Origin of the sequence: Lentilactobacillus hilgardii (assembly GCF_009832765.1) — a bacterium.
Classification (GTDB): Bacteria; Bacillota; Bacilli; order Lactobacillales; family Lactobacillaceae; genus Lentilactobacillus; species Lentilactobacillus hilgardii.
Genome location: NZ_CP047121.1, coordinates 920,383 through 944,043, shown reverse-complemented (window position 1 = coordinate 944,043; position 23,661 = coordinate 920,383). Strand labels below are relative to the sequence as shown.

General features: G+C 39.4%; 24 protein-coding genes. 6 read left to right on the top strand and 18 right to left on the bottom strand.

Annotated elements, in window-relative coordinates; all coding sequences use genetic code 11:
- Window positions 1–29: 29 nt before the first annotated feature.
- The 4 genes from GQR93_RS04270 to GQR93_RS04255 are packed head-to-tail and all read right to left on the bottom strand — an operon-like array spanning window position 30 to window position 2,688.
- Window positions 30–524 (bottom strand): hypothetical protein, encoded by a 495-nt coding sequence (locus GQR93_RS04270; protein WP_003552630.1) that lies wholly within the window; start codon window positions 522–524, stop codon window positions 30–32.
- Window positions 525–1,037, bottom strand: a complete 513-nt coding sequence (locus tag GQR93_RS04265) for a hypothetical protein (RefSeq protein WP_159298705.1) — start codon at window positions 1,035–1,037, stop codon at window positions 525–527. It lies immediately after the preceding gene.
- Window positions 1,024–1,785, bottom strand: coding sequence for a hypothetical protein (locus GQR93_RS04260; protein WP_147605477.1), 762 nt, complete (start codon window positions 1,783–1,785; stop codon window positions 1,024–1,026). Before GQR93_RS04260 ends, GQR93_RS04265 begins: the two co-directional genes overlap by 14 nt.
- A gap of 51 nt (window positions 1,786–1,836) precedes the next feature.
- Entirely contained in the window at window positions 1,837–2,688 is an 852-nt protein-coding gene (locus GQR93_RS04255; RefSeq protein ID WP_003552623.1) for a metallophosphoesterase, read from the bottom strand.
- 491 nt (window positions 2,689–3,179) lie between these two features.
- Between GQR93_RS04255 and GQR93_RS04250 the strand changes: the two genes are divergently transcribed.
- Window positions 3,180–4,478: an MFS transporter gene (locus GQR93_RS04250; protein ID WP_003552621.1), complete on the top strand. Its 1,299-nt coding sequence runs from the start codon at window positions 3,180–3,182 to the stop codon at window positions 4,476–4,478.
- Between the two features lie 90 nt (window positions 4,479–4,568).
- Here the strand turns inward: GQR93_RS04250 and GQR93_RS04245 are convergent, their stop codons facing one another.
- The 5 genes from GQR93_RS04245 to GQR93_RS04225 form a co-directional block, all read right to left on the bottom strand.
- Entirely contained in the window at window positions 4,569–5,546 is a 978-nt protein-coding gene (locus tag GQR93_RS04245) for a zinc ribbon domain-containing protein (RefSeq protein WP_003552619.1), read from the bottom strand.
- Window positions 5,547–5,683: 137 nt separating this feature from the next.
- The gene (locus GQR93_RS04240; protein WP_003552617.1) at window positions 5,684–6,133 is read right to left on the bottom strand and encodes a zinc ribbon domain-containing protein; all 450 of its coding nucleotides are present in this window, start codon (window positions 6,131–6,133) and stop codon (window positions 5,684–5,686) included.
- A 17-nt stretch (window positions 6,134–6,150) separates the two neighbouring features.
- A complete protein-coding gene (locus GQR93_RS04235) occupies window positions 6,151–6,795 on the bottom strand; it encodes a zinc ribbon domain-containing protein (RefSeq protein ID WP_159298704.1) in 645 nt (214 codons plus the stop codon).
- Between the two features lie 25 nt (window positions 6,796–6,820).
- Window positions 6,821–8,284 carry a zinc ribbon domain-containing protein gene (locus GQR93_RS04230; RefSeq protein WP_003552611.1) on the bottom strand — a complete coding sequence of 488 codons (1,464 nt, stop codon included), beginning with the start codon at window positions 8,282–8,284 and terminating at the stop codon, window positions 6,821–6,823.
- Window positions 8,285–8,468: 184 nt separating this feature from the next.
- Window positions 8,469–8,750, bottom strand: a complete 282-nt coding sequence (locus GQR93_RS04225) for a hypothetical protein (RefSeq protein ID WP_223801262.1) — start codon at window positions 8,748–8,750, stop codon at window positions 8,469–8,471.
- Between the two features lie 565 nt (window positions 8,751–9,315).
- Here GQR93_RS04225 and GQR93_RS04220 point away from each other — a divergent pair.
- Together GQR93_RS04220 and GQR93_RS04215 are read left to right on the top strand one after the other, a co-directional pair.
- Window positions 9,316–10,545: a glycosyltransferase family 2 protein gene (locus GQR93_RS04220; RefSeq protein WP_003552606.1), complete on the top strand. Its 1,230-nt coding sequence runs from the start codon at window positions 9,316–9,318 to the stop codon at window positions 10,543–10,545.
- Window positions 10,542–12,155 (top strand): glycosyltransferase family protein, encoded by a 1,614-nt coding sequence (locus GQR93_RS04215; protein WP_035444371.1) that lies wholly within the window; start codon window positions 10,542–10,544, stop codon window positions 12,153–12,155. Before GQR93_RS04220 ends, GQR93_RS04215 begins: the two co-directional genes overlap by 4 nt.
- An 86-nt stretch (window positions 12,156–12,241) precedes the next feature.
- Here the strand turns inward: GQR93_RS04215 and GQR93_RS04210 are convergent, their stop codons facing one another.
- The 3 genes from GQR93_RS04210 to GQR93_RS04200 all read right to left on the bottom strand — a co-directional run bounded on the left by GQR93_RS04210 (window position 12,242) and on the right by GQR93_RS04200 (window position 14,414).
- On the bottom strand, window positions 12,242–12,583 hold the full coding sequence (locus tag GQR93_RS04210) for a hypothetical protein (RefSeq protein WP_003552602.1): 342 nt from the start codon (window positions 12,581–12,583) through the stop codon (window positions 12,242–12,244).
- 387 nt (window positions 12,584–12,970) lie between these two features.
- Complete coding sequence (locus GQR93_RS04205; protein ID WP_035444369.1) at window positions 12,971–13,861, bottom strand: tyrosine-protein phosphatase; 891 nt, start codon at window positions 13,859–13,861, stop codon at window positions 12,971–12,973.
- Window positions 13,862–14,018: 157 nt separating this feature from the next.
- Window positions 14,019–14,414, bottom strand: a complete 396-nt coding sequence (locus GQR93_RS04200) for a Spx/MgsR family RNA polymerase-binding regulatory protein (protein WP_003552598.1) — start codon at window positions 14,412–14,414, stop codon at window positions 14,019–14,021.
- 431 nt (window positions 14,415–14,845) lie between these two features.
- Between GQR93_RS04200 and GQR93_RS04195 the strand changes: the two genes are divergently transcribed.
- Window positions 14,846–15,301 carry a MarR family winged helix-turn-helix transcriptional regulator gene (locus tag GQR93_RS04195; RefSeq protein ID WP_003552594.1) on the top strand — a complete coding sequence of 152 codons (456 nt, stop codon included), beginning with the start codon at window positions 14,846–14,848 and terminating at the stop codon, window positions 15,299–15,301.
- Here GQR93_RS04195 and GQR93_RS04190 read toward each other — a convergent pair.
- Window positions 15,282–16,415, bottom strand: coding sequence for a CobW family GTP-binding protein (locus tag GQR93_RS04190; protein ID WP_003552592.1), 1,134 nt, complete (start codon window positions 16,413–16,415; stop codon window positions 15,282–15,284). The two genes, GQR93_RS04195 and GQR93_RS04190, sit on opposite strands and share 20 nt — an antisense overlap.
- Before the next feature lie 230 nt (window positions 16,416–16,645).
- Window positions 16,646–17,560, bottom strand: a complete 915-nt coding sequence (locus GQR93_RS04185; RefSeq protein WP_003552589.1) for an IS3 family transposase — start codon at window positions 17,558–17,560, stop codon at window positions 16,646–16,648.
- A gap of 385 nt (window positions 17,561–17,945) precedes the next feature.
- On the opposite strand from GQR93_RS04185, the gene GQR93_RS04180 reads away from it, so the two are divergent.
- Both GQR93_RS04180 and GQR93_RS15570 read left to right on the top strand, forming a co-directional pair.
- Window positions 17,946–18,197 carry a hypothetical protein gene (locus GQR93_RS04180; RefSeq protein WP_003552587.1) on the top strand — a complete coding sequence of 84 codons (252 nt, stop codon included), beginning with the start codon at window positions 17,946–17,948 and terminating at the stop codon, window positions 18,195–18,197.
- Between the two features lie 77 nt (window positions 18,198–18,274).
- Entirely contained in the window at window positions 18,275–18,406 is a 132-nt protein-coding gene (locus tag GQR93_RS15570; protein WP_260159741.1) for a hypothetical protein, read from the top strand.
- Window positions 18,407–18,926: 520 nt separating this feature from the next.
- On the opposite strand, the gene GQR93_RS04175 is transcribed toward GQR93_RS15570, so the two are convergent.
- From GQR93_RS04175 to GQR93_RS04160, 4 genes are all read right to left on the bottom strand, one after another.
- Window positions 18,927–20,420: a hypothetical protein gene (locus tag GQR93_RS04175; protein ID WP_225442050.1), complete on the bottom strand. Its 1,494-nt coding sequence runs from the start codon at window positions 20,418–20,420 to the stop codon at window positions 18,927–18,929.
- Between the two features lie 236 nt (window positions 20,421–20,656).
- Window positions 20,657–21,037, bottom strand: a complete 381-nt coding sequence (locus GQR93_RS04170) for a type II toxin-antitoxin system PemK/MazF family toxin (RefSeq protein WP_003552581.1) — start codon at window positions 21,035–21,037, stop codon at window positions 20,657–20,659.
- A complete protein-coding gene (mazE, locus tag GQR93_RS04165) occupies window positions 21,037–21,249 on the bottom strand; it encodes a type II toxin-antitoxin system PemI/MazE family antitoxin (RefSeq protein WP_003552579.1) in 213 nt (70 codons plus the stop codon). Before mazE ends, GQR93_RS04170 begins: the two co-directional genes overlap by 1 nt.
- 262 nt (window positions 21,250–21,511) lie before the next feature.
- Entirely contained in the window at window positions 21,512–23,590 is a 2,079-nt protein-coding gene (locus tag GQR93_RS04160) for a DUF5776 domain-containing protein (RefSeq protein WP_035444610.1), read from the bottom strand.
- Between the last annotated feature and the right edge of the window lie 71 nt (window positions 23,591–23,661).

The following is a 23,661-nucleotide window of genomic DNA, read 5'->3' as shown; positions in this document are numbered from 1 at the left end:
TTAAATTTGGTCATATTTTCAAAAACATATTAATCTTCTGAATGACTTCCTTCAACCCTTTTAGCAGCCAGTTCAAGTAGATCGGGAACCATTCCAATTATTTCAGATGAATCAAACAAGGCATACATTAAAAAAGTTATTTTTTTGAGCACAGGTGTCATAATTTCAATTGCTCTTTGATTCAAAAAATTCTGAACATCATTTTCATTCCACTTTATCGCACCTAGAAAAGTCATCTTCGATTTTGCAACCACAAAACCGGAATGCTCATTAGTGTTATACAAGACTCTTGCTTCGGTGAAAAGAACCAATGCTTCATCTTTATTTAGGTTATCCGGTGTAAAATTGATAGTCATACTGGTTTGCCCTGCATCAAATCTAAGGTTATCAGCATTAAAATACGACTTTCCCTTAAGATAGCCTTTCATTTCTTCAATGGTCGTTAAAAAAGCTTTATTAACTCTAATACTTTCAAGATGTACATTAATTTCTTTATGCGTACTTTGGTAATTTTCTTCCGGCAATTAGTTCACCGTCCCTGAAATTATAATCGTTTTTACGCTTTTATGCAGATTATCCTTAAAAGAAAACGATGATTCCGTATCAAATTGATCTGGGGATAGTCTTATTGGCCTACCCACGGAAGACAAATTATATTGATAATATGGATGAGAAGTATTATCAATTTTTGAAATTCCAAATGTTGAATGCTTTACAGAAGAATCATCATTATCTTTCTTTAAATCAGAGAGCGGATAATTTGTGTGAAAATCAAGCGATTGAATAATCGAATACTCATTTTTAACATAGTTAATTAACTGATCATACATTGCAAGATCGGTGCACCGCCCACTTAGATATCCCCCTGCTTCATCCATTTTAAGATCATTGTCTTCAGCAAGTTTACGCCACGATAAGTCGCGGCCTACGTACAAATTATATTTTAGCAAAGCTGCCATTAATTCCGTATGTTTTTTGTAATGATCCTGATTCATTAATTTTTGCACATGCTTTTTTACATTTTTAATACGTGTCAAAATAACTCCCTCCTTCGGCCACAATAATTCTTGCTTCATCGAAAAAAGTGGAAAATGAATTTTCATCTTTTCTAAATGACTGATAAATTTCGGCTGTGGATAATACTGCTTCATTTGTTTTTTTGTTCCCAATTCTCCTTGCTTTCCGCGTAATGTACTTTTCCTTTCTAAAAGAGTCGCAATAGCACTGAAATTGATCGAAATAATCTCCAAATTCTTTAGAAGATAGAAAAAGAATAGACCTAAATCCGAATTCACAAGCATTAATTCTTAATTCAAAAATTGGGGATTGAGAAATAAAGTGGTGAAGTTCTAAAGACTCCTTATTTCCCCATCCTTCAATATTTTTAACTAATTCAAAGCTATTGATTTCAACATCTTTTTGACTTACATCATCTAGATAAAATAATAAGTGTCCTGATTTCAATGACCGACGCTTACCTTGCATGATAGCCTCAAAATCCCGTACTTCAAATTTACTAGCTGTTGCCAAACATTTAACAATTAACAAGTAACGTCTATAAGCGATTTTTGCTTGATTCTCATCTTTGCAATTTTCGTACGTATCAATCAAAGCGTCTAACATTTCAATAATAGAAAAAGCTGTCTTGCCTTTTTGACAAAAAGGGATGCATTTCATACCAAAATAAATATTCCTTTCAATACTAGTATCTAGAGATATTATAACAGGAGTGTGCCATCTAATGCACCAGTTTAATAATGTTTTCTTCGGTGAATATGCAACCACTTCGCCACAAAGAAGGCCGCATCACAGCACAAAGTTTCCAATTCTTTCATCTCACTCATCCTCCAAAATAAACATTACCCGTTGAAGTTCACCCAGCGCATCGGCCGGATTCTGCCACTGAAAGTCATATCCCAGCGAAACGTTTTGATAGTGAATCCCTCGATAATCAACAACATTGGGCATGTGAGAATGGCCACTAAGTGCCACCCTGACGTGGTTCTGTTCGAAGAGTTGGCGATACCGTTCACTTCCCAATTGATACGTGAACCGATCGTAAAACGGCACTGGCATCTGTCTGACCAACCGTTTTGTCGGCAACATATGCATCGCCACCAAAAGCTTTCTTGATCCCAGTTGCATTTGGTTAATCTGATGCTGCCAATCAAAGAGTTGTTTGGTCACCCAGTCACGATCACGGCAATAATCAATTTGATTACCGTTAATGTATAGCTGATCCGGCCAGACATGCTTAGCCACCCAGTTATTGGCAAGAGTCGATCCCCGGTTGTCACTGAATCCTTTTGCAAAAGTATAATCATACCAGCCGTTAATGCCGGTGATAACCCAGTGAGTCGTCAATAGTGGGTGTTGTGTCAGTGAAAATGGTGACTCGTCCAACTCATGATAAGCATCTCTTGAACGTTGTTGAATCATCGAAACAGTCTTCTCACGGGGATGTGATACATATAAATCGTGATTGCCAACCAGCGTATGAAAGGGAATTTCAAGTGACTGTGAAAGCGCATCATTAAATGCCAGATTCCTCTCAAGCCCATTGGCCGTATCACCCATGATAACCAAGTGATCAAGCCGTTCTTTCTTAACCAGTTCGGTCATAACCGCAATAAAATGATGCCGCCGATTAAAGTCAATGTGTAGATCCGAAATAAAACCAATTCGCATTGTTAGTCACTTCTCACTAAAAAAGATTCGTTTACTGGTTTAAGCATAATAGGATATTAGGCGATTTTCAAAGGAATATGTTGACCTTAAAGGTTGTTTAAATGATAAAAAATTTCCGGTATATAGTTTTTAGTAAATTTTGCTAAATAAAGAAAAATACAGTCGACCTTTTTATCTTGAATTTATATTTTCTCGGAAATCTAAGTACTTTCAAAAAAATGCAATGATCAATAATCAATAAAAATATTTTTAAATCCTTATTAGTCAAGGCTTTGTTGCACGTAATCGGACGTCATACCAGAATCCAATGATACCTTGAATTATATTTTAGTAAAATTGTATTTACATTACTAAATGAAAGCGCTATACTCTATCTGTAAGCGTTTTATCTTTCATGTAAATCAAGAGGGGAGGCCTCCTATCCTTACATTTTTCAGAGGTAAAACATATTTCTGCTATATTTCTTATTCTATTGATTGGAGTGACTTTTGATGTCTCAAAACAACAAGCCTAAAGAACCTGAAGAGGTTAAAACAGCCGTTGGTGAAATTACAAACGCCAAGATTAAAGATTCACAACAGCCAAAACTACCTTGGATGGTTTCTTCTGCAATGTTTCTAGCACCGCTATGCTGGTATGGTCCAATCGGCTCTACCCGTAGTGTTTTAATTCCACAATTATTTAGTCAAATTGACCCGGCTCAAAAAGTTTGGGCGGTTGGTATTTTAGCAACGGTTGCCTCAATTGTTGGTGCGGTAGCCAATCTTTTGTTCGGCGCCTTTTCAGATGTTACCCGTTCACGTTTTGGTAAACGGAAACCTTACATCGTTTTAGGTACAATCGCAATTGCGATTTCCCTGGTTGTGATTGCCAATCTTAAATCAATCCCTGCTATTATTGGTGTTTGGATCATTGCAGCAGCGGCCGAAAATGCGATTGCCGCGGCAATCTACCCGCAGATTTCTGATCGGGTTGCACCAAAATGGCGTGGAACTGTTTCCACTTTCTATGGAGTTGGTTTTACAATTGCCCAGCAAGGATTTGCGTTGTTAGCGGCTCAATTCCTGGGTAACGTTAAATTCGGTATTTACACGATGGCTGCCTGCACGGTTGTATTAGCCATTATTCACGAATTATTGATTCAAGAAAAGGGTAATCTGGACGAACCAAAAGTTCGTTTGGATAAAGATACCCTGAAGAAATACTTCTTCTTCCCAACTCATGACGCACGGGACTTTTACTTAGCCTTGACTGGTAAATTCTTCATGGTTGTTGGTTCAACAATCGTTACCACTTTCCTATTGTTCCTGTTTACTGATTATATTGGTCAAAATACCGGTGAAGCCGGCAAATCAATTTCCATCTTCTCGATGATTATGTTAGTTATTGGTGTAACCTTTGCCCTAATTGGTGGCCCACTGGCCGATAAAATGAAGCGGGTTAAAGCACCGGTTGTGATTGCTACTTTTGCTTTGGGTGCAGCTGCTCTATTCCCATTATTTGTCCAAAAACCATGGGCAATGTTTGCTTACGCTGTTGTTGCAGCTTTCGGAAACGGATTATATAACTCCGTTGATGGTGCCCTTAACATGGATGTTTTGCCATCATCCGATACTGCCGGTAAGGATCTCGGTCTGATTAACCTGGCCAACACATTAGGTCAAATGCTGGGTGCCATGGTTGCTTCCGCAATTGTGGAAGGCTTCGGTTATCATGCCATCTTTATCTTCGCTGTTGGTATGGAAATCATTGGTGGTATTGCCATTGCGATGATTAAACGAGTTCGATAAATAAAGTTAAAAGGATTAAATATAACTGTTCATAAAAGAGACTGGCAAGTCAGATTTTTCAACCTTGCCAGTCTCTTTTATGAACAATTTTTAATGCCTAACCGAACTCGGAAATAAACAACTAATCGCAAATAACGTCGCAATTGCTGCGGCAACACCCATGACAATTGCAGAGGGGCCAAACTGAAAACTCATCAGTACCGATTGATTACCGTCATTCATGTATTGATCAATCGTATAAATGATGTAGCCGATCAGCCCATCAGTTGCAAAAGCCGCCAACAACCCGATCATTTTCAAAAATAAATTTGGTAACACAATAAAAAGCAATCCTAAAACCGGTAATATCGTTAAAACGATTTTAAGTTGGTTCAAGTCTCCATCCAAATAACCGCCCGTTGAAAGCAATGCCGAAAGGTCGATGCCACCCCTTTTATTCCAGAAAGAAACACCAGCCGTCACAAAATCACCGAAATAAATGCTGCCAACTACGACACACAGGGTTAGCATCGCTAAAAATTCTCTGACCCTCATTGTGTAGTGTGCAACATGAGACGTCTTATCCGTCTCTTTTCCCCGACCATATTCGCTATTTGCTTGATTATTTTTGGTTTCAGCTAGAATCTGTTCTTTTCCGGATGAATATTGAGCGTTGCCAATCCATTTTCCAAGAAATGATTTTTTCAACAAAGCTTTATTTTTGCAAATCCGTACCCCAATATCAACCATAAGTAACACAAAAGCAATATAAAAGGTTCCATCACTTTCTATTAAAAGACCGATCACCAAAAACACAAAGAGAATCCCCGGCAGCCAAGCAACTATTGGATCAATGATCGTTTTATTTCTTTGTATAAAATTGGCAACTGCCGATCGTTTATATACCGTTTTCAAATTTCCGTGCATAAAACCCTGTTCCTGATCATCGGCCTCCCGATGTGTTTTATTGCTGGATAAACGGTCATCCAGACTTACCGTTGGGACCTTATAACCACATTGTTGGCAATACTGGGCATCATCCCGTAATTTAGCACCACAATGCGGGCAGAACCCTTTTACCCCACTCATTAACAACCATCCCCCAAATCTGCACATTATCTTAGGACTGCTTCAAAAGACTGATTCCTGCCATACAAGGGATCAATTTCAAAAATCCAAACCCTGGATTTCCGAAATAAACGCCTTACACTCCGAACGTTAACCGCTTAGCTCCGCACACTAAATCCATTGCCATACGCAAACAAATCAAAGTGATTTCCGACGCCTTCATCCGGCACCACTGTATGGGAAATGTGTAAATTTGAAATACCGGCCATCCCCAGGCTGTAGAGCGTACTATACAGGTGTTTGGATAACTGCTCCATAACTTCTTTGTACGATTGACCGAGCACTCCCGTTGCGTTTACGTAGACCACATCTTGAAAACGATACCCCTGGGGCATATCTCCCGTCATAATGACTATTTTTTGAGCCGCAAGTTGTTCCTCGGGTGTCAAGTCCATTTGAGCCAACACTTCACTTAACTGGCCACCATGCTCCAGTAACGGTTTCTCGTCGTCTTTAGATAGTTTCGACCCGCATTTTAAGCAGAAATTAGCAGCTACTTCATTACTTGTCCCACATTTTGGGCAAATTCGGTAAACCTCACTAAGCATTTTCAAATCACTTCCCGTTAATAGTCATCGTCCTCATCATCATAAGTATCAAACGTGTTGTTCAAAGTATCGTGTCCATCCCCGTCGATTTCGACAGAGACGTTGTGATCATATTTAACGTTGGTGACCGTGACATCCACCGTTGTCTGATCACCATCATCATCTGATACACTCGCATACCCACCATACTGATTACCACCGTAGCTGGATGTAATCGTGACATCATCACACTCGGCATCCAGGTCCCAGTCGTTTTGAATCATATCCGTGACAACGTCGACAGATTCATGGGCCAATTGTTTCTCGGTTTTATTTTCTTTTGCTTCTTTTTTCTTTTTGATGCTTTCTTTCAACTGTGATGACTGAATCATAGCTGTTTTTTTCGCCTGTGTTTGTTGCTTCGTAATAATCGAACTGGCAATTGTCACTGTCACAATCACGACAATAACGGCTATTACGCCGGCAATCAACCAATTACGGTGTTTAAACGGCTTTTTACCGGACGCCATATTTTGCGGCTGTGATGAACCGGCATTGGATTGGTCATTTGACGAGCGGTTTTGTGACATTTCAATAAAGCGATTACCACATTTTGGGCAAAATTTTGCATTTGCTTTAACCTTTGCGCCACATTTTGGACAAAATTTAAATTCGTTTTCCATTACAGTCACCTTCGATCCTTCTTAATTATTCGTCTTCATCATAATCATCAACCTTTTGCGCACCCGATAGTGAATTAATCTGTAATGGATTGTCACTATCGTCACCATTAACGACCATATTGGCCGTATAACGGAAAATTTGAACGTGATAATGATCTCCGGCGTCAAATTTGTACTTAAGATCAAACGTGACATCGCTACTATTTTGCGAGCTGAGCTTGATTGAATCAATTGTGTCACTCATGTCAGTCCCATCAATATCGTCGTCATGATAATAACCCTTACCCATTTTTTCAAATTGAAGATAGTTTGGATCGGACTCTCCGCCAGCGAAGAAGGAAGATAGGTCATCGCCATCATCATCGGTCGCATCGGCAAGGTCGCCATTGTTACTCAGCCCGGAAGTCGCATCACAAAGATTGCTCAACAGCGTATCGGCATCATCGTAGCTCACGAGTCCTTTAAATGGCAATGTCACATCATGGTCACCGCTTTGATCGCTAATAACTCTGGACTGAGATGAAATATTATTTTTTCCGGCTTGATAAATTCCCTGCACTTTAAGCTCTTGGGTCCAAGGAAAGTCCTTGAAGTTCATCACACCGTTTGCCCCGATTCGTCCCTGATCCTTTGAATTAATGACAACTTCGGTTCCCTGAGGGCCATGCACATTAAAGGAAACCGTTTTTAATGTTAACGGAATCGATTGATTGTTCGAATTCAAATGATAGGTATTGTCATTTGACAGACTGTGCCCATTAATGTTGGCAGAACTGGAAAGCTCATACTTTCCCGGTACCAGTGGCCCTATCTTTTTAACAAAACGTGTGGAATTGGAGGTTGCGATAACCTTAGCCCCTTGTTTGATCTTAGCGTTCTTTTTATTAACACTTAGAGAAACGTAAACCGGTCTGACCTGGACTTCATATTTTGGGAAAATCAAAAAACGATGACCATTTTCTTTATATTCAAGCCGATTATTATCAAACTTTCCAATCGTTCCCATTTGCTGCTTAAACGATGTGAGTGCCTCGGGACTGTCATGGAAATACCGGACCAAAGGTTTTAACGATGCGTTATTAATTGTTAAAGACGGATCGTTCGTGTAAAAATATCTATGTAGGTCATGATGGTCGTTTTTTGCCGACTTGACGATTCTGCTTAGCGTACTCGCCTTTGAATAATAATGTTCGCCATAAGCGATTAATCCTGCTGCAGCGACAACGACAATAACACCAAATGTGATTAATCGTCGTCGCCGTTTCCGATGTTTACTGATCTGTTTCTTGGTTGCCCGACTGAAAAGCCGCTTTTTAGGTTTCCCAACCTGCTTGCCATTATCGACTTCAACAGGATTTCCCTGTCGATAGGCATTCAAATTGTACCCACAATTTGGACAAAACTCATCCGTCGGCTTGACCTTCTGACCACAATTTGGACAAAATAAAAGTTCACTGCCCTGCTCATCACTTGATTCTTTTGACGTCATCCCAAATACCCCCAATTAAAACCCATTCATTGAATTAATACTAATATAATAATTATAATATAAAGCCGATGCCCTGTCAGTATTAATTTTGAGATAAACGATCAATTTTGAAGAATAATTGTATACAAAAAAGTTCCGAAAACGCAACGCATTTCGGAACGAGATTGAATCTGTTCAATTGAGCCTATCGGTTTGACTGTCCTGCCACTAATCGCTTCTCGATCTTTTCCAAATCCGCCAGAGTTCCCATTGTGCACTCATTGGTTTGAGCGCTCGCTTTAAGGTGCTCCATTAGCTTTGGTAAATCACGGGGAATCTCAAAGTATAATTTGGTACGACTGCTGTGAATCGTTGCCATGCCATTTAAATCCTCAATATAATAGGCATCCAGGTCCTGCTTTTTGGCTGCTTGGTTGTAGTCCTCAAATGACAATTGAAGTTGGAGAATCAGATCTGGTAATTTCATAAACGTCATTCCTCCTTCTACTACCTATTATAGGAGGATTAACTTCAAATAGTTGGTTATCCGCAAATTAGATTGAACTTTCTTACTTTTCTTTAGTATAGACTGGTAGACCACATTTACAGACACACTAAACTTAATACTGTCAAAAAAAGTGGCTGAACAGAGTCAGTCACTAAAATGCAGATACCCTTATCAAAAATAAAAAACGTTACCGTCTGTCTAGAAATTGATTGAAACTAGTAATCTAATAAAAGAAGGTGTTCTTGTGATTGCTAGTGGATATCCGTCTAGACAATCCTACCATAACAAGTTGGTCAAACCAGCAAGTTCGGTTATTTTTGTGAACACCCACAAAAATCCCCCTCAAAAAATGGCCATAAGTAAATAGATCTCATCCATAATCAAAAATCAACCTTTCAATTATATCATCAGACATGGTAAACTAATGTATTGAGTAAAACTTTATCAACCATAAGTTAATTGTGAACGTGCTCTATATATTAAGGGGGTTAACCTTATCCTTATCACTATTTATTTATTACTATGGATATCACTTTTGGACGCCATGGGATTTGGCATTTGGAACTTATTTACAGCGTTACGTGATAAACACGATAGCCAACATTATACAAATGATCCGGTCAGAAGTTTTGATCACCTATTTGTTTTTGTCCCTGCTCTCAACGAAGTTCAAACAATCGTCAAAACCGTTAATGTTTTATTAGCTTCACTTAACAGTCTCCCAATTAAAACCACTTTGGTGGTCATCGATGACGCATCAAATGATGGCACCACCCAAAAACTAAAATTACTTTCGAACCTTTCGGGCTTGAAAGTAATTTTTCGTCAATTTCCAAATGCCCAACAGGGAAAGGGGATGGCCTTAAACAGTGCCTTGGAATGGGTTGAAACACGATCGATGACGCCCCAACGGACAATTATCGGTGTCATTGATAGCGATAGCCAGCCCAATAGCCAAATCATGGCACAAATTTATAAGGGCTTCACAAACTCAAATTATGATCTCATTCAAACGGGAATTGGCATTTCCAATCAGACTTCTTTTCTGACCCTCATGCAAGCCTTTGAATTTCAGGTCTCAAACTATCTGGAACAGGTCTTAAGAATGGACTTTGGTTCTGCCATGGCGAGTGGTAACGGTCAATTCATGACTTTGGAAATGGCTAGTGCTGTCAGATGGCGTTCCTCTCTATTGGATGATTTGGAATTCTCCATAAACGGCTTCTTTAAAGGGTTTTATGGTGGCTTCTTACCCAATGTTTTGATGCCACAGGAAGCTGTCACGACTTATAAAGCGCTGGTTAAACAACGAACCCGCTGGTGCCAGGGCGGTATGCAGTGCCTTTTCTCCTATGGTAAACGCATTTTTATCAATCACCGTATTCCTTCACGACTAAAAGCAAACCTACTGCTGTTTATGCTGATTCCGTTTGGCTCGATGATTTTTTCAATTGGCGCTTTGACTTCAATTGCGACAATGTATTTTTTGCTGATTTATAATTACCAAGAAACAATCGGCATTATCTTAACAATCGTCATTTTTGGCTTAAGTACATCAGGAATCATGATTATTGCAGCAGACAGAATGCATTTTGTGAATCATCAGAAAACTGTTTTCACTACTAGTTTTAAGATGGCAGTAGGAAACTTATTTTATATTTGGTGTTTGGTACCGATACCGTTCATTTCACTTTGGCGTTTGGTAACCGGGCAAAACAATTGGGTTAAAACAGCGCATCAGATTTCTTCTGATTTCAAGGGGGTACCAAAATGAGTCGTATTTTTAAGGTTTACTGTCAGTGGTGCATTCGACTTTTGACCATTTGCTTTCTGACTTTTTATTTAGTAATGACCATTTCTGGATACTTTGCTAAATTTCAAAAGATTATTTATCCGGGCAAAAATGTGTTACTCATTGGAACGATTGTTGCTCTCGGTTTTTTTGCATTAATATGGGGGGTCGCCTACTGGCTATCCAAACATTATGTTGGTTGGCTTGTAGTAACATTGACACTTTTAACAATTCCAAAGATCATGTTGATTGGTTTATTTAAAATCAGTCCGGTATCTGACATATATTCTTATACAAATTTAGGAGGTTCCAGTGCCAGCGGAGATTCTTGGAGATGGATGTATTCAAATGGCGGACTTGATTTAAATCCACTTTTTCCAAGTGTCATTCACATCAGCAGTGCTTTTGGCTGGATAGATCGTCTTTTTATCAATAAGCCTTTTACAATCCAATTGTTCAATATTTTGATTACGTTAACGACGGCCGTCCTAATTTACTACTTTGGCAGGCAAATCGGTAACCATTTTGTTGGGATCCTTTCATCCCTGCTCTTTTATCTGATGCCCACCTACTACATATATAGCGTTTTACCCGGATACGAACCCCTTTGGCTTCTTCTATTAGTCATTTCCAGTCTATGTTTTAATCGCTGGCGGCTTGGACACTGGCAAATTTCAAACAGCTATTATTGGGGATGGTTGCTCATGACCATCGTCTCTCTAATCTTAGCTCAACTCATCCGTCCACTAACACCAATTTGGGTACTATCATTCTTCTTCTTTACTTGGATGACATTACACGATAATCACATTTCAAAAGCTTATCAGAAAACGCGAACACCTTATCAACTTGCTGGTAGTTTTCTCATTTTAATAATCTTTACGCTTTTTTTGGCCATTGCACCAAAAGTTGACAGGCAGATTTATCATATCCCCTTTACAAATAACAGTTCGCTGTACTCGTTTACAGTAGGAAGTAACATACGCGCAAAAGGAATGTATGACCTGACTCTCATTAATAAGCTAGAAAAGATTAATCGAAAAAATCATAGTGCTCAACGTTATAATCAAATGAACGTCCTATTAAAATCTCGCTTAAAACATAATCTCCGGTATCTACAGAGAACGAACGGTTGGCTCAACTTCCTCATTCAAAAAAACCAAGTTCTTTCTCAATCATTTTATGGCATTCAATTTTTTGTGATGAATACCAAATCGTTATCAGATGCATCCCTGTCCAGCCACTCTAACGTTTCATTCCCACGTTGGCTTACTGGTTTTACCACCGGTTTTCAAATTATTTTGATTTTATCGACAATAATTGGGCTTTTATTTTATTGGCCAAATCTAAAATACTGGCGTATTGGAAATGGCATAGTATTGATGGCAATCATACTTGATGGCGTCTTACTGGCTTCCTGCCTTGTCGAAGTTCAAAGTCGCTACCAAATTGCCTGGTATCTGCCAATGATCATTTTAGGGGCACTGGGTATGGGGAAATATGATCCAAAAGCGCCTGATAAGGAGGACGTTAAAAAGATCGAAGAGGCCTTTGATAACTTGAAAAGTCCCTCAAATAAAACCAAATACTAAAGCAACAATTTATCAGAACTAAATTTATAGATAAAAAAATCAAGGCGTCTAATTACCTTGACCACTTTTGGTTGATTTTGATTATCTTATAGCTTTTTAATCCACGTTATTGTAACCGGAATCGGACTATAGTGTGGCAATTTTGTAAATCCGCGAAGATTTAAATAAATCACCGCATTAGCATCTGCCTTACTTGAGTTTTTAACAAGAACCGGTGTAATGCGCTTTTGATCCGCAATTTTAACAATAGCGGTATATTCACCACTATCAGGAATTCTTTCTGGATCGTCCTTTGGATTGATAATTGAACGACCATCCATTTGAGCATTGATCAGCTCACCCTTGGTCTCATATCGATACTTAATCAGGTCATTAGTGGTTAATCTCTCGTCAATATTTGAAGGTTCATTGATTTGTTTTGGGTCCATTTCCTTTTCCTCTTTACTTTTTAGATTGACGTCATCGAAAATTGATCAGACAAATTCAATCTCAATGCTTGCTTTTCAATAATCCAGTCATAAATCGTTTTGAAAGTCTGTGAATTCAACAATTATGATGCCAGTGGTTACAATAAATTTCTCTATGTCCATTATAGTAAGCGCTTTCTTTTACTAAATCAAGTCTTTTTTTCTTATATTAGGTACTTATATCCAACTTTTTGCTTAAAATTTTTAATAATTGCTACATATAAGTTATTTTTCGATATTTTTGGCAAATAAAAACACACTGTCGGTTCCCGAGCAATGTGTTACTTTTGAAGGTATTTTTGAAGGATATATTTTGGTGTATCATTTTGTACAACTATTCTTTTAATCTTATTTTTCTAAATATTTTGCGCGTAACTTATTAATATCGGAACTGGTTAGACCAAGTCCTTTGTGTAGGAATCCATTCATTGACCCATAATGCTTGTTTGCTGCCTTATATGCTTCATCCAAATACTGTTTCTCAACAATCAACCCATAATAATTGCTTTTAAGTTCAGTCTTGCTGGCGCCTTTTTTCTTCAGCGCAGCGAGTGCAGCATCATTAGTCTGTTTACGGTATTTGTTTGAAAGCAGGAAATCTTTATAGATTGTGTCTTTATCTACCCCCAAAGCGGTTAATACAAGGGCAGTTCCGAAGCCGGCACGATCCTTACCAGCACTGCAGTGCCACAAAACTGCTTTGCCTTTGGGAACCGTCAATAATTCATGGAACAGTTTCTTGTATGCAGCCCTACCTTGTGTAGAATCCACAAAATAGTTGTAATAATCAATCATAGCTTGTTCGCCATTCTTATCGAAAATTTTATCGTTCGATTGACTTTCCTTGTTGGATACAACCGGATCGGCAACGTACGTGACACCACTCATTTTAACATCGGGTGCCGCTTTCATTTCTGCAGGTGTCCGTAAATCTACATCTACTGCCAAATGATGTTGTTTTGTCAATACCTGTTGATCATGCTTGGTTAGCGTATTCAACTTGGCAGACCGAATTAACATATTGGGCTTAACCTTGAGCCCGGACTTAGTACGATAACCGCCAAGATCACGAACGTTGACTGCACCACTGAGCTTAATCTGTGAGCCGGCACCGTATCCTGATTTGGTTGTGGCGGCAATTGCCGTAGGTGACGCCTGATTTTGAATCGGTGCCGCAATTGCAACACCGGTCGAACTCAACGTGAGCGCAACCATCACAGATAAAATTGACTTTTTCATCTTGGATAACTCTCCCCTGACCATTTTTTGGTACAAGTTCATGTTATCAAGTTGTCGTAAAGGCCTGGTAAATTTCGTGTAAAGATGTCGTATAAAACAACCGATTACTGAAAAATCACCAATATACAAATCCATTACTGATAGACGGCTTTAAATCTTAACTGCTTTTTTTTAATAACGTTTCAAGATTTCTCTTACGCAATTCCCTTGGCAAAAAGTTACGGATTTCTTCATCGTTGAAGCCTACCAATAACTTCTCATCATTAAAGAGGATCGGTCGCTTCAACATTTCAGGATGCTTGGTTAATACATCAATAAACTGTGACAAAGGCATTGCATCAAGATCCGTTTTTACACGCTTATACGCATTCGAACGGGTTGCGACAATATCCTCACAACCATTTTCACTTAGGCGAAGGATTTGTTTAATTTCATCGGCGTGAAGTGGTCGCCGATAAATATCCCGTTCTGCAAACTCAAGATGGTGTTCGGTTAACCATTGGCGCGCTTTACGACTTGAAGTACTACTTGGAGCAACTAATAAATGTAGCATAAGCCTCTCCTCCTCACGAAGATGACAATTAAAAATAATTTAACGAATTTAATATATACACATGGTATCACATTAATAATTTATGTGAAATAGGTTTTTACTAATCTATTCATTGACATTTCTTACATTGCGATGTCCAAACTTAATATTAATCAAAATGGAGCGATCTATTTTTAATATTAAATAAATTAGTTGTGTACAATTTAATAGTCTAACTTTAGCACGCTTTACTGAATAATACAATCGCTCAAACGAAAAAAATATCGAATAATTCATAGAAGTTTTCTATCATAGGCCAACATCCTTATTATTCCAACACAAAAATGCCCTTTTTAATGGCCCCCAAAATTTTTGAAAACAAAAAAATGCAGAAGACTTGCTTCCACCGATTTTTTTCGTTATCTTCGATTTATAAATGAAAGGAGATTGCAATGGCATTCAATGAGGACCAGGATTTTATTCAACAACTTGCTCAACTTAACCATGAAATGACAGATTATCTTAACCACCATATTTCATATCCAAATATTAACGCCAATAATTATTTTTATTTATTAAAATTATTAAACAACCCAAATATCATCCAAAATGATTTTTCCTCTTTGGTGAAACTCAACCAAAGTACCATCACCCGCTCAGTTAACGCGCTGGAAAAGAACGGTTACTTAATGAAACATGCTGCAACAGATAAGCGAAGCCATACCTTACAGCTGACAGAATCAGGAACGACTGCCGCCAAGGATATCAGTGCTCTGATAGATGATTTAAATAACAATATCCTTGCATGCGATCCCAAAATAGATGTCGCGACTTTAATCCAGAGAATGCGGCAGCTAAACTCACCCAGCCCAACTTCACACAATCGGCTTAATGGTGAGTCAGCCTAAATGGATCGTCTCTGAGTGTCACCACCTCATCCTCACGCATCAAGCAGGCATCCAAGTCATGAATAATTGTTTCTTTATCCATATTTTGACCAATAAAGACCAGTTCAATCATGCGGTCACCAAAACGCTCATCCCAAATTTCCCGAAGATGTTTACGAACCGTAAACATCTTTTTTATTTCCCATTCTTTCATCGATGCAATCCAGTATCCCGATGGAATAATGTCCATTGCCCGACCGGATTGGGAAATATTGAAGACTCTTTCGGGTTGGGTAATCAGCCACATCACGCCCTTACATCTCGTGATCTCAGGCGGCCATTGGTCCAGCCAGTCATTAAAACGTTTGGGATTAAAAGGCCGTCGCCGTCGGTAGACAAACGACTCAATGCCAAATTTTAAATCATGATGTTCAGAGAAATGGCTTAAATCATCCGAACGATCATAATCTTTAAGTTCTGTTTTCTCGTCAAATAGCCGGGTATTCACCACTTTACTGACAGGTACCACGGCAAATCTGGTTTCTAAAAATTTAGCCCACGGTTGCAATTGCCTGATAAACTTTTTTAGATACAGTTGTTGTTCATTCGTCAAAAGATCCGTTTTATTAAAAAGGAGGACGTCGCAAAATTCGATTTGGTTGATGATCAATTGATTGCTTTGGGTAAAGTCCTGATTATACTCACCGACACCGGGCATAAGTTGCTGTAAAACTCTGAACCCATCCACAATTGTGACGTTGGTATCTAAACGACAGCTATCTGAAAGTCTTCGGCCATCTGTGTTCTTTCCTCGAGAAATAAATTTGGCAACCATATCCGGTTGAACAATGCCGGAAGATTCTATCAAAATCAAATCAACATCTCCCGAAGCTGCCAAATCATAGACTGCATCTACTAACCGTTGACGAAGATTACCACTAATACTGCCGTTGGTTAGTGCAATTAATCGATCTGCTTGCGAGAAATACGGATTTTTTTCAATCATTTTTTCATCCACATTAACTGCCGCCAAATCATTGACGATAATGCCGACTCTCCTATGTTCCTTACATTTCAGTAAATGCAAAATCAACGTCGTTTTCCCGGCACCAAGGTATCCGGAAATGACCGTCACTGGAATTCAGTTATCCAAACAACGCACATCCTTTCACAATCTAAATAGTAATTAATACTATTTAATCCTACCATATTCTTTCTCCAGATCCAGTCCTTTTTGGCATTAAGGCCGGCTTTGTTTCCTGAATTATGCTTGCCTTTGCTGGCATTTATCAAAGTTATCCCCGTTATTGACAACCTGACAAATAATTCAACGCTGATCGTGATAAGATTCTCAGGCCCCAGAAGCTAGGACCTATTGCTTGCGTTAAGTCGGTACATCACTGGACTTTGCCAATCCAATTTCTCCTTAATCCGCTGATAATTGTAATAATATAAATATCGATCGATAGCTGTTTTTAACTCATCGTAACTGTGAAAGGTTTTTCCATAATACATCTCACGTTTCAAAATACTAAAGAAATTTTCCATAATCGCATTATCCAAACAAGTCCCCTTTCTGGACATACTTTGGAAAATGCGATGTTGCTTTAACTTGCGATGATAGTCCGCTGATTGGTATCCCCACCCCTGATCAGAATGAAACGTCCGTCGGTAACGGCAATCATCAGTGATCCGAATGGCCTCATCCAAGCCTTCTAAAATGGCCTGCTCATTTGGAACCGGTGACAGCCGATATGAAATGATTTCACTGTTATACATATCCAGAAAAACATCAAGATAAAGACCGTGTACGGTTGCCGGTTCTCCAATACAAATATCAAAATAGACTAATTCCGTTGTATCCGTCGTAATTTTTTGATGACAAACCGGTGTCTGAAAACGGCGTTTAAGCCGATTCTTACAAATAAAGCCAACTTTTCCTTCATAGGAATGATATGTACTGCGGTATTCCGACACGTGAGTTGAGTATCCCTTTACGTGAATCCCCATTTTTCGCATCAATCGCTGAATACGTTTCTTGTTCACAAGCATGCCATAGCCACGTAAGGCAACCGTCATTCGTCGATAACCATAATCCGGATTTTGACGATGAATCAATAAAATTTGATCTTCCAACTCCTTATCCGGGTCGCCAAGATTAAATCTTTTTTGCCAATACATATAGGTCGCCTTCGGAAATTTCAGGGCCCGCAAAATATCTGCCAATACAAATTGGTCCCGAAGCCCCAGAATAAACTGGGCAATTTCTCGTTTGGTCAAGTCGGCTGCTTTCTTCCCAGCAGCCGAAACATTTTTAAAAAGGACTGCCGGATATCGTCATTAATAAACCAGTCGGTCAATAATTCAGTTTGCTCATATCGTCGCATGAACCCACTTCCTTAAAATTGGTAAACACTCTGCTTCTTATTCCTTATTTGTTCATATCATACCGCTTTTTAACTATTTTTAGTGTTTGAAGTCGGACCTGCTTTTACAAGTCTGTTAAGTCAATGTCGCTCAGCTTATTCCTAAGCAGCAACCAGCATTTTCTTTAAATTGATTAACCATCATTTCATAAAAATAATTAGCTGATCGTCTTTTTCTTTGAATTAGTTGTGTTTTTTACTTTGATTTGTGTGATAATAATTTTAGGAGGTCCTAAGATATGGATAAACTAAACCGAAAATCCCGAAAGCATCTCGAAGAAATTCTTGTGAACTATGTCCTTGAAGAATCAATCCACGCTGATTTTGGCTATATGTACAGTTCCGTAGGCAGTCCCCAATTAATCTCCCAACTGATCTCGGCTCGTGAAAAGCCGGTTAAGCGAACGGTCGCTAAGCTAAACGATAAAGACCTGCTCGAAAAGTTGGATCGTGTTCAATCTTTAGCAGCAGATGCAGATGCGGTTAACTAAGGCTCATCAGGATTTTACCTTAGTTAACCCGTTATAAGCGTTTTACAAATTTTCATTACTTTGAGAGGCGATTTTAAATGGATAGAAATGTTAATGCTTCGGATAAATCTAAGCGTGTCCCGTTAAAAGCTTGGTACAAAGACGCCATATGCTGGTTGTTAATCGCAGTTGTCGCGGTCTTGATCATCACATCGTGGGCTTTCTTCTAGCAGTTCCGTTTATAAATTTGCCAAATCAAACCGTTCCCTTAATTGTGGAATCATGTCTGTGTATCTAAATGATTATGTTAATTCTGAGCAAAAAACTATTTTTCACTTAAAATTAACACCGTCAGCGACGACATGGCTTCTCATTAATTAAGGGGATTTTTCATTTAATAATGAACGCTCTAAAAATAGTTGAGCAAAATATGAACGCACTTAATCATTGCAGCCTTATACTGTAAATAGAGAGAAAGAAAAGACTTCCTCTCAGACGTTGATTAATTTCACGTCTGTTTGGTTGCGTGACTGAATATTGATAAGGAGGACGTTTATATGACATCACTAAAGAGATTATTTGGTCGTCACTTTAAGAAAGACAGCACCCGCACGGAAAATTCAAAGATCAGCTTAAAGGGTCGTTTGTTTTGGAACTCGGTTTTAAAAGGTCAATAAAAAGATGAATTGCTTAGTATGTATATAAGAGGCCAAAAGGCATCACGCTTTGATGGTCTCTTTAATTTTGGCTTTATGATTGATTTTGCCTGGTTTCCAAGGATTTAAAATGATTATAGGTCATTTCCAACAATGTTTTGGGAGACGCATTGTCCAAAATTCGAATTCTATCAGGATGTGCCGCCGGGCGGTCCTTATAGATTCGACTGTTTACATGATGAGACCCTTCAATCAGGATGAATGCCAAATCCCTATCGACATTTTCGATTCTTTGATAAATAAAGTCGCCACTCTGCTCACTGGGATCCAACACATCGATCTGCACGTCAAACGGTTGAAAAAGGCGCTTATAGCTGATCTGTTTAAACCAGGTCACAATCCTAATCGTCTTGTTGCCTAAAATCGCTTTTGCGTCGGGATGATCTTCCATAAACCGTTTAGCAAACGTATCTTTTACCGGTCGCTTATCCTGACGACCACTTTGAAAATGATCAGAGCCAAGCTGATTTTTATCCTCAGTTAGGGCCGTGTAACGCTTATTAATCACAAAACTGTCAGTGTCCGCAAAATAATTACCACGATAGACATCGTTTTCTACAAGATCAAATCTGTTACCTTGGACCTGTGGACCAGGAAAAATCGAGCCATCCAAAGAAATAAACGCCGGCTGACCATTAATAGGCTTGACGTAACCATAAAGCTGCTGGCTATTGTGTAGGTGGTCACTGTCAACTGTATGTAGGATGGTATTTTCCTCGGCCTTTTTCAGTAAATAATTAACCCGATTATATAATGGCAGCACTGATAGGAACCTCATGACATTACGCTCATCAAGTCGGTAAAACAACTCACTGACCAGCTGCTGAATAGAAGCCTGCTTCATATGCGGATCAGGCTGTCTGGATTGGCTTAACCGATTGTTTAACTGATCGAGCTTGGATTTTTGCTTAAGGTTGTCCAGCCGTTTGCGAAACCCCTTAATGTCTTCTTTCAAATTTTGATTCTCATTGATCAATGATTTATTTTGAGATCGCAGTGCGCCAAGTTCTTGGCCTTCTGTGCTACGAAGAAGCTTTTGGTAGTTTTGCGTTACCCGTTTATTCATATCTGAGAGTGACTGGATTCGCCTGCCCTGGGCCTGATTGTTTTTCTCCAAGCCGTCCCTGACCCTGTAAAACGCCTCGACCTGCTGTTTGGATTCTGCTTGTGCACGTCGTGTTTCAAGCAACTCAGCCTGAAGTTTCGTCCTTTGAGCTTCCAGATTCGTCACCATTTTCTTTAACTGTCTGATTTTTTGTCGACCAGTTCTTCGTTCAATCTGGTTTTGTCTCAGTTTGGCTTTTAACCGCTTATTGTCTTTGGTCTCTTTTTTTAGTTTCTTGCCAAACTTTGATTGACGTGACTCATGAGTCTTCTCAATCGGTTCTACTTGGGATTGTTTTAAAGCGTTTGCCGCCAATTTTTCCTGCTTTTTCTTAAAGGCCTCCAACACTTCATCCCGATGTTGATCGGCAAGACTCTGATTCTTCTTCTGTGCCTTGTTCATGCGTCGTGGATCATATCGCACAACTGACCACCTCTCTTCATTTTTTAAGTGTTGCTGATTCTCATATAGAGAATATTGTGTAAAACTAATTATAACTCTTTTAGCATTCCCATTAAACCTTATTTCACATGTTGATCATTGCCAACGGCAACTTCCTGCAAAAAGTTAATTAGGCAACCTCATTTTTATCTCTGCCACAAATCCCTCAAAAACCACAATTCGTTTTAATGACAACATCAGCACTTGCAATCAACAATTCATTCTCCGAAATCAATGACCTGGTCAAAGTCAAATATAAATCGTATGAATTGTGCAACCTTCCCAAATGTTTCAGGATCCAACTCATCTACTTTTTTGATTGCCCGCCGCTCAGATATAAAATCAAGAGAACGGAGTTGTATCGCATTAACCTGCCCTGTAACATGTCGGGTATTCATTGAAAAAAACCCGGCCCGTTTTCTAATTGTATGAGTAATCGGGCAAACCTGGACAAAGCCGGTTTTAGCATTATAACCATCAGAGCTGACTACTACTACTGGCCGTCGCTTTTTGATTTCACGGCCAACTTGTGGATCAAGGTTCACGGTGATAATGTCTCCCTGTCTTGGCGTATAGCCATGATACTGATAGTCTCTCATCAAATTTCTTCCCGCCCTGCAGTCATATCGTTAAATGCTTCATCCTCATGATCAAAACTAATAGCCTTATCTTTAAACGGATTACTCATTTTGGGTACATAGGTAATTGAATGGTCCCGTCCTTTGACAGCAATAACTTCATCGCCGGCTTTAAAATCAAATCTGGATGGGACTGTCACAACCAATGAGTTTCCCTGTTGACGAATTTTCATAACTGTTTCTCCTTCGTATTCACATTGTCATTACTTTTAATTATAAAACATTTTTCAGAAAACGTATAGGAAGACGATTTCTCTAACTCACTTCTTTTTAATGATGCCTTTAAGTACGCACCGTAGAAACAAGGTATTACGAGTTGCTAAAAAATCCAGTTAAGGGCTAACTCATTCGGCCTTTAACTGGATCTTATTCAATTAATGATTAAATTGTAAGCATACGAACAGACTTTACTAAACCATTTTAACCAGCTTCTGATTATCTAATGACTTTAACGTACTTCGCATTCCCCGTAATGTACCCGCCGGCAACCTGATATCTCAGAGTCCCCCGCTGCGTCATATCATGGGTTCTGGAATAAACCGCCCGCTTAACTTTAAATACTTTTTGTGTTTTCTTGCTATACTGACGGTTCTTCTTTGTGAGATTAACGTTACTGTAACGATTAATAGCACCCTTGGCCTTCACCTGTTTGGCAAACTTGTAATGACCGGCAATGACCAATTTACGATTAGCAGTGACGTAACCGCCATTCGTTAAGACAAATCGAGTGGTCAGATTGTGCGTTTCCAATCGCTTAACTTTCAACACAGTTCCCTGTTTATAATTTTTGATTTTGTTGGCTAGGTTCTTCTGCCGGTGCAGGTTAACACCCTTGGGATTAATCACCGTAATGGTGCGATGCTTTCCTTGATAGTAAACCGGCAAGACATACTTGGAATTAGCGGTAATATAACCTGTTTTGCCTGCGGTTGCCGATTTGTGATTAACATCTTTCACCTTGTAGCGCAAAGTACCATTCTTGGACTTGGCATAATCGGTCACAACGAACATCGGCCGGTTGATTCTCGGCTTTTTGGTATAGTATACAAGTCGCTGTTTTTTGTTAAAAGTCGGTTTTTGATACAAGTAAATCTTATTGACCGCGTAAACGGCCTGGTTCTTCTTCGCAACTATTCCGCCGTCCGGATTAGTCGGTGGCGTTTCGGGCTCTGATGGCTTTTCCGGTGTTGTCGGCGGCTCCGGTTTGGAAGGTTCAACCGGATTTGCCGGGCCGATCGGCGTAGATGGCAGCCCCGGTGTTGTTCCGGTTCCGCCACCGTTACCGGTATTGCCATTGTCACCACCAGTAGATTTCTTCGAATAGACGACGTTAATATTGCCGCCGTTTTCAGGAATGGTTACCTTTTTGGTACTTGTTTCATAGCCGTCATACGCTGGTACCTCGATAACATCTCCCGGAAGTCCGCTGCCCTTCTTCGGGGTGAGGCCTGCAATTGGTTTGCCGTCCTGATCAACTGGAACAATAACGTAATCCACGCTGATAGCTGTACTTTCATAAGGGATCAAATATTCAATGACCGGTATCTGAACCGAATCAGGCGCCATTCGGTAATCCGCAATTAAATAATACGTGTACGGATTTCGAACAACTTGAGCCTTGTTTCCCCAAGGATCTTCGACATCAATCCCCGGCTTAATTTGAGTTTTAAGATTGTTATAGTTAAAATCATCTCCTGAAACCGATGCGGCACCACTGATCCGGAAAACCTGAACGTGACTGGTAGGACCGTTACGGGCATCAATCCGGTATCCAATGCCACCGCCGGTTGCCACTGCCAGATTTTTCTGATCATAAACAAGATCCTTACCGGTCCACGGATTTCTGGCATTCTTTGGCAGCTTATTGATAAATGGTTCGGTCAGCTTATACGCATTGTCTTTCGCGTAAACGGGCGGTAATACCACCTGTTGACCAATATATGAAAGACCATTTGTGAATTTCTTACCATCCAATGACGAGAGGTCCGCAATACAATTAGACATCACATTGAGTTTTGTCAACTTTGGCAAATTGGCAACCGGTGTAATATCGGTAATTCGGTTGCCGGATAATTCAAGCGTCTGCAACTTATCCAATTTACTAAGTGGTTTCACATCCGTGATATCATTACGGAAAAACTGGTGTTGATAATTCAAGTTTTCATTCATGTTAATGGTTTCAAGATTTGTTGCATATTGAAGCCCTTCAAGCGAGTAGTTTCCCGGGTTGGTCGGTCCAAGTGAACCATTACCGCCAACAACCGGTTCCGTCAGGATTGGATCCTGAGCCCCGGTCCCTGGAAAGTAAATGAGTGACTTGAGATCCTTAATATTATCCTGCGTAATCTCATTAACATTGGCTAGGACCGGTTTCCCTTCTTTTTTATACTGTTGATTCAAATCATATAAAACCAGATTTTGTAGTTGCTGATTAGGCATCCATGAATCAATGCCTGCAGACCTCGCTGTCGTTGATAGACTCATTCCAAAAAGCATCCCAGCTACCACGATCATTCCCAATAAGAAAGATAGCAGATATCTTTGTAAACGCTTTCTAAAAAGTCCCAAACTTCCCCGTTTGTTTT

Coding starts and splice junctions, on each gene's coding strand:
- GQR93_RS04255 (WP_003552623.1), bottom strand. CDS start 2,688: ATGCGAATTGGTTTTATTTCGGATCTACACATTGACTTTAATCGGCGG.
- GQR93_RS04250 (WP_003552621.1), top strand. CDS start 3,180: ATGTCTCAAAACAACAAGCCTAAAGAACCTGAAGAGGTTAAAACAGCC.
- GQR93_RS04245 (WP_003552619.1), bottom strand. CDS start 5,546: ATGAGTGGGGTAAAAGGGTTCTGCCCGCATTGTGGTGCTAAATTACGG.
- GQR93_RS04240 (WP_003552617.1), bottom strand. CDS start 6,133: ATGCTTAGTGAGGTTTACCGAATTTGCCCAAAATGTGGGACAAGTAAT.
- GQR93_RS04235 (WP_159298704.1), bottom strand. CDS start 6,795: ATGGAAAACGAATTTAAATTTTGTCCAAAATGTGGCGCAAAGGTTAAA.
- GQR93_RS04230 (WP_003552611.1), bottom strand. CDS start 8,284: ATGACGTCAAAAGAATCAAGTGATGAGCAGGGCAGTGAACTTTTATTT.
- GQR93_RS04225 (WP_223801262.1), bottom strand. CDS start 8,750: ATGAAATTACCAGATCTGATTCTCCAACTTCAATTGTCATTTGAGGAC.
- GQR93_RS04220 (WP_003552606.1), top strand. CDS start 9,316: ATGGGATTTGGCATTTGGAACTTATTTACAGCGTTACGTGATAAACAC.
- GQR93_RS04215 (WP_035444371.1), top strand. CDS start 10,542: ATGAGTCGTATTTTTAAGGTTTACTGTCAGTGGTGCATTCGACTTTTG.
- GQR93_RS04210 (WP_003552602.1), bottom strand. CDS start 12,583: ATGGACCCAAAACAAATCAATGAACCTTCAAATATTGACGAGAGATTA.
- GQR93_RS04205 (WP_035444369.1), bottom strand. CDS start 13,861: ATGAAAAAGTCAATTTTATCTGTGATGGTTGCGCTCACGTTGAGTTCG.
- GQR93_RS04200 (WP_003552598.1), bottom strand. CDS start 14,414: ATGCTACATTTATTAGTTGCTCCAAGTAGTACTTCAAGTCGTAAAGCG.
- GQR93_RS04195 (WP_003552594.1), top strand. CDS start 14,846: ATGGCATTCAATGAGGACCAGGATTTTATTCAACAACTTGCTCAACTT.
- GQR93_RS04180 (WP_003552587.1), top strand. CDS start 17,946: ATGGATAAACTAAACCGAAAATCCCGAAAGCATCTCGAAGAAATTCTT.
- GQR93_RS15570 (WP_260159741.1), top strand. CDS start 18,275: ATGGATAGAAATGTTAATGCTTCGGATAAATCTAAGCGTGTCCCGTTA.
- GQR93_RS04170 (WP_003552581.1), bottom strand. CDS start 21,037: ATGAGAGACTATCAGTATCATGGCTATACGCCAAGACAGGGAGACATT.
- mazE (WP_003552579.1), bottom strand. CDS start 21,249: ATGAAAATTCGTCAACAGGGAAACTCATTGGTTGTGACAGTCCCATCC.
- GQR93_RS04160 (WP_035444610.1), bottom strand. CDS start 23,590: ATGATCGTGGTAGCTGGGATGCTTTTTGGAATGAGTCTATCAACGACA.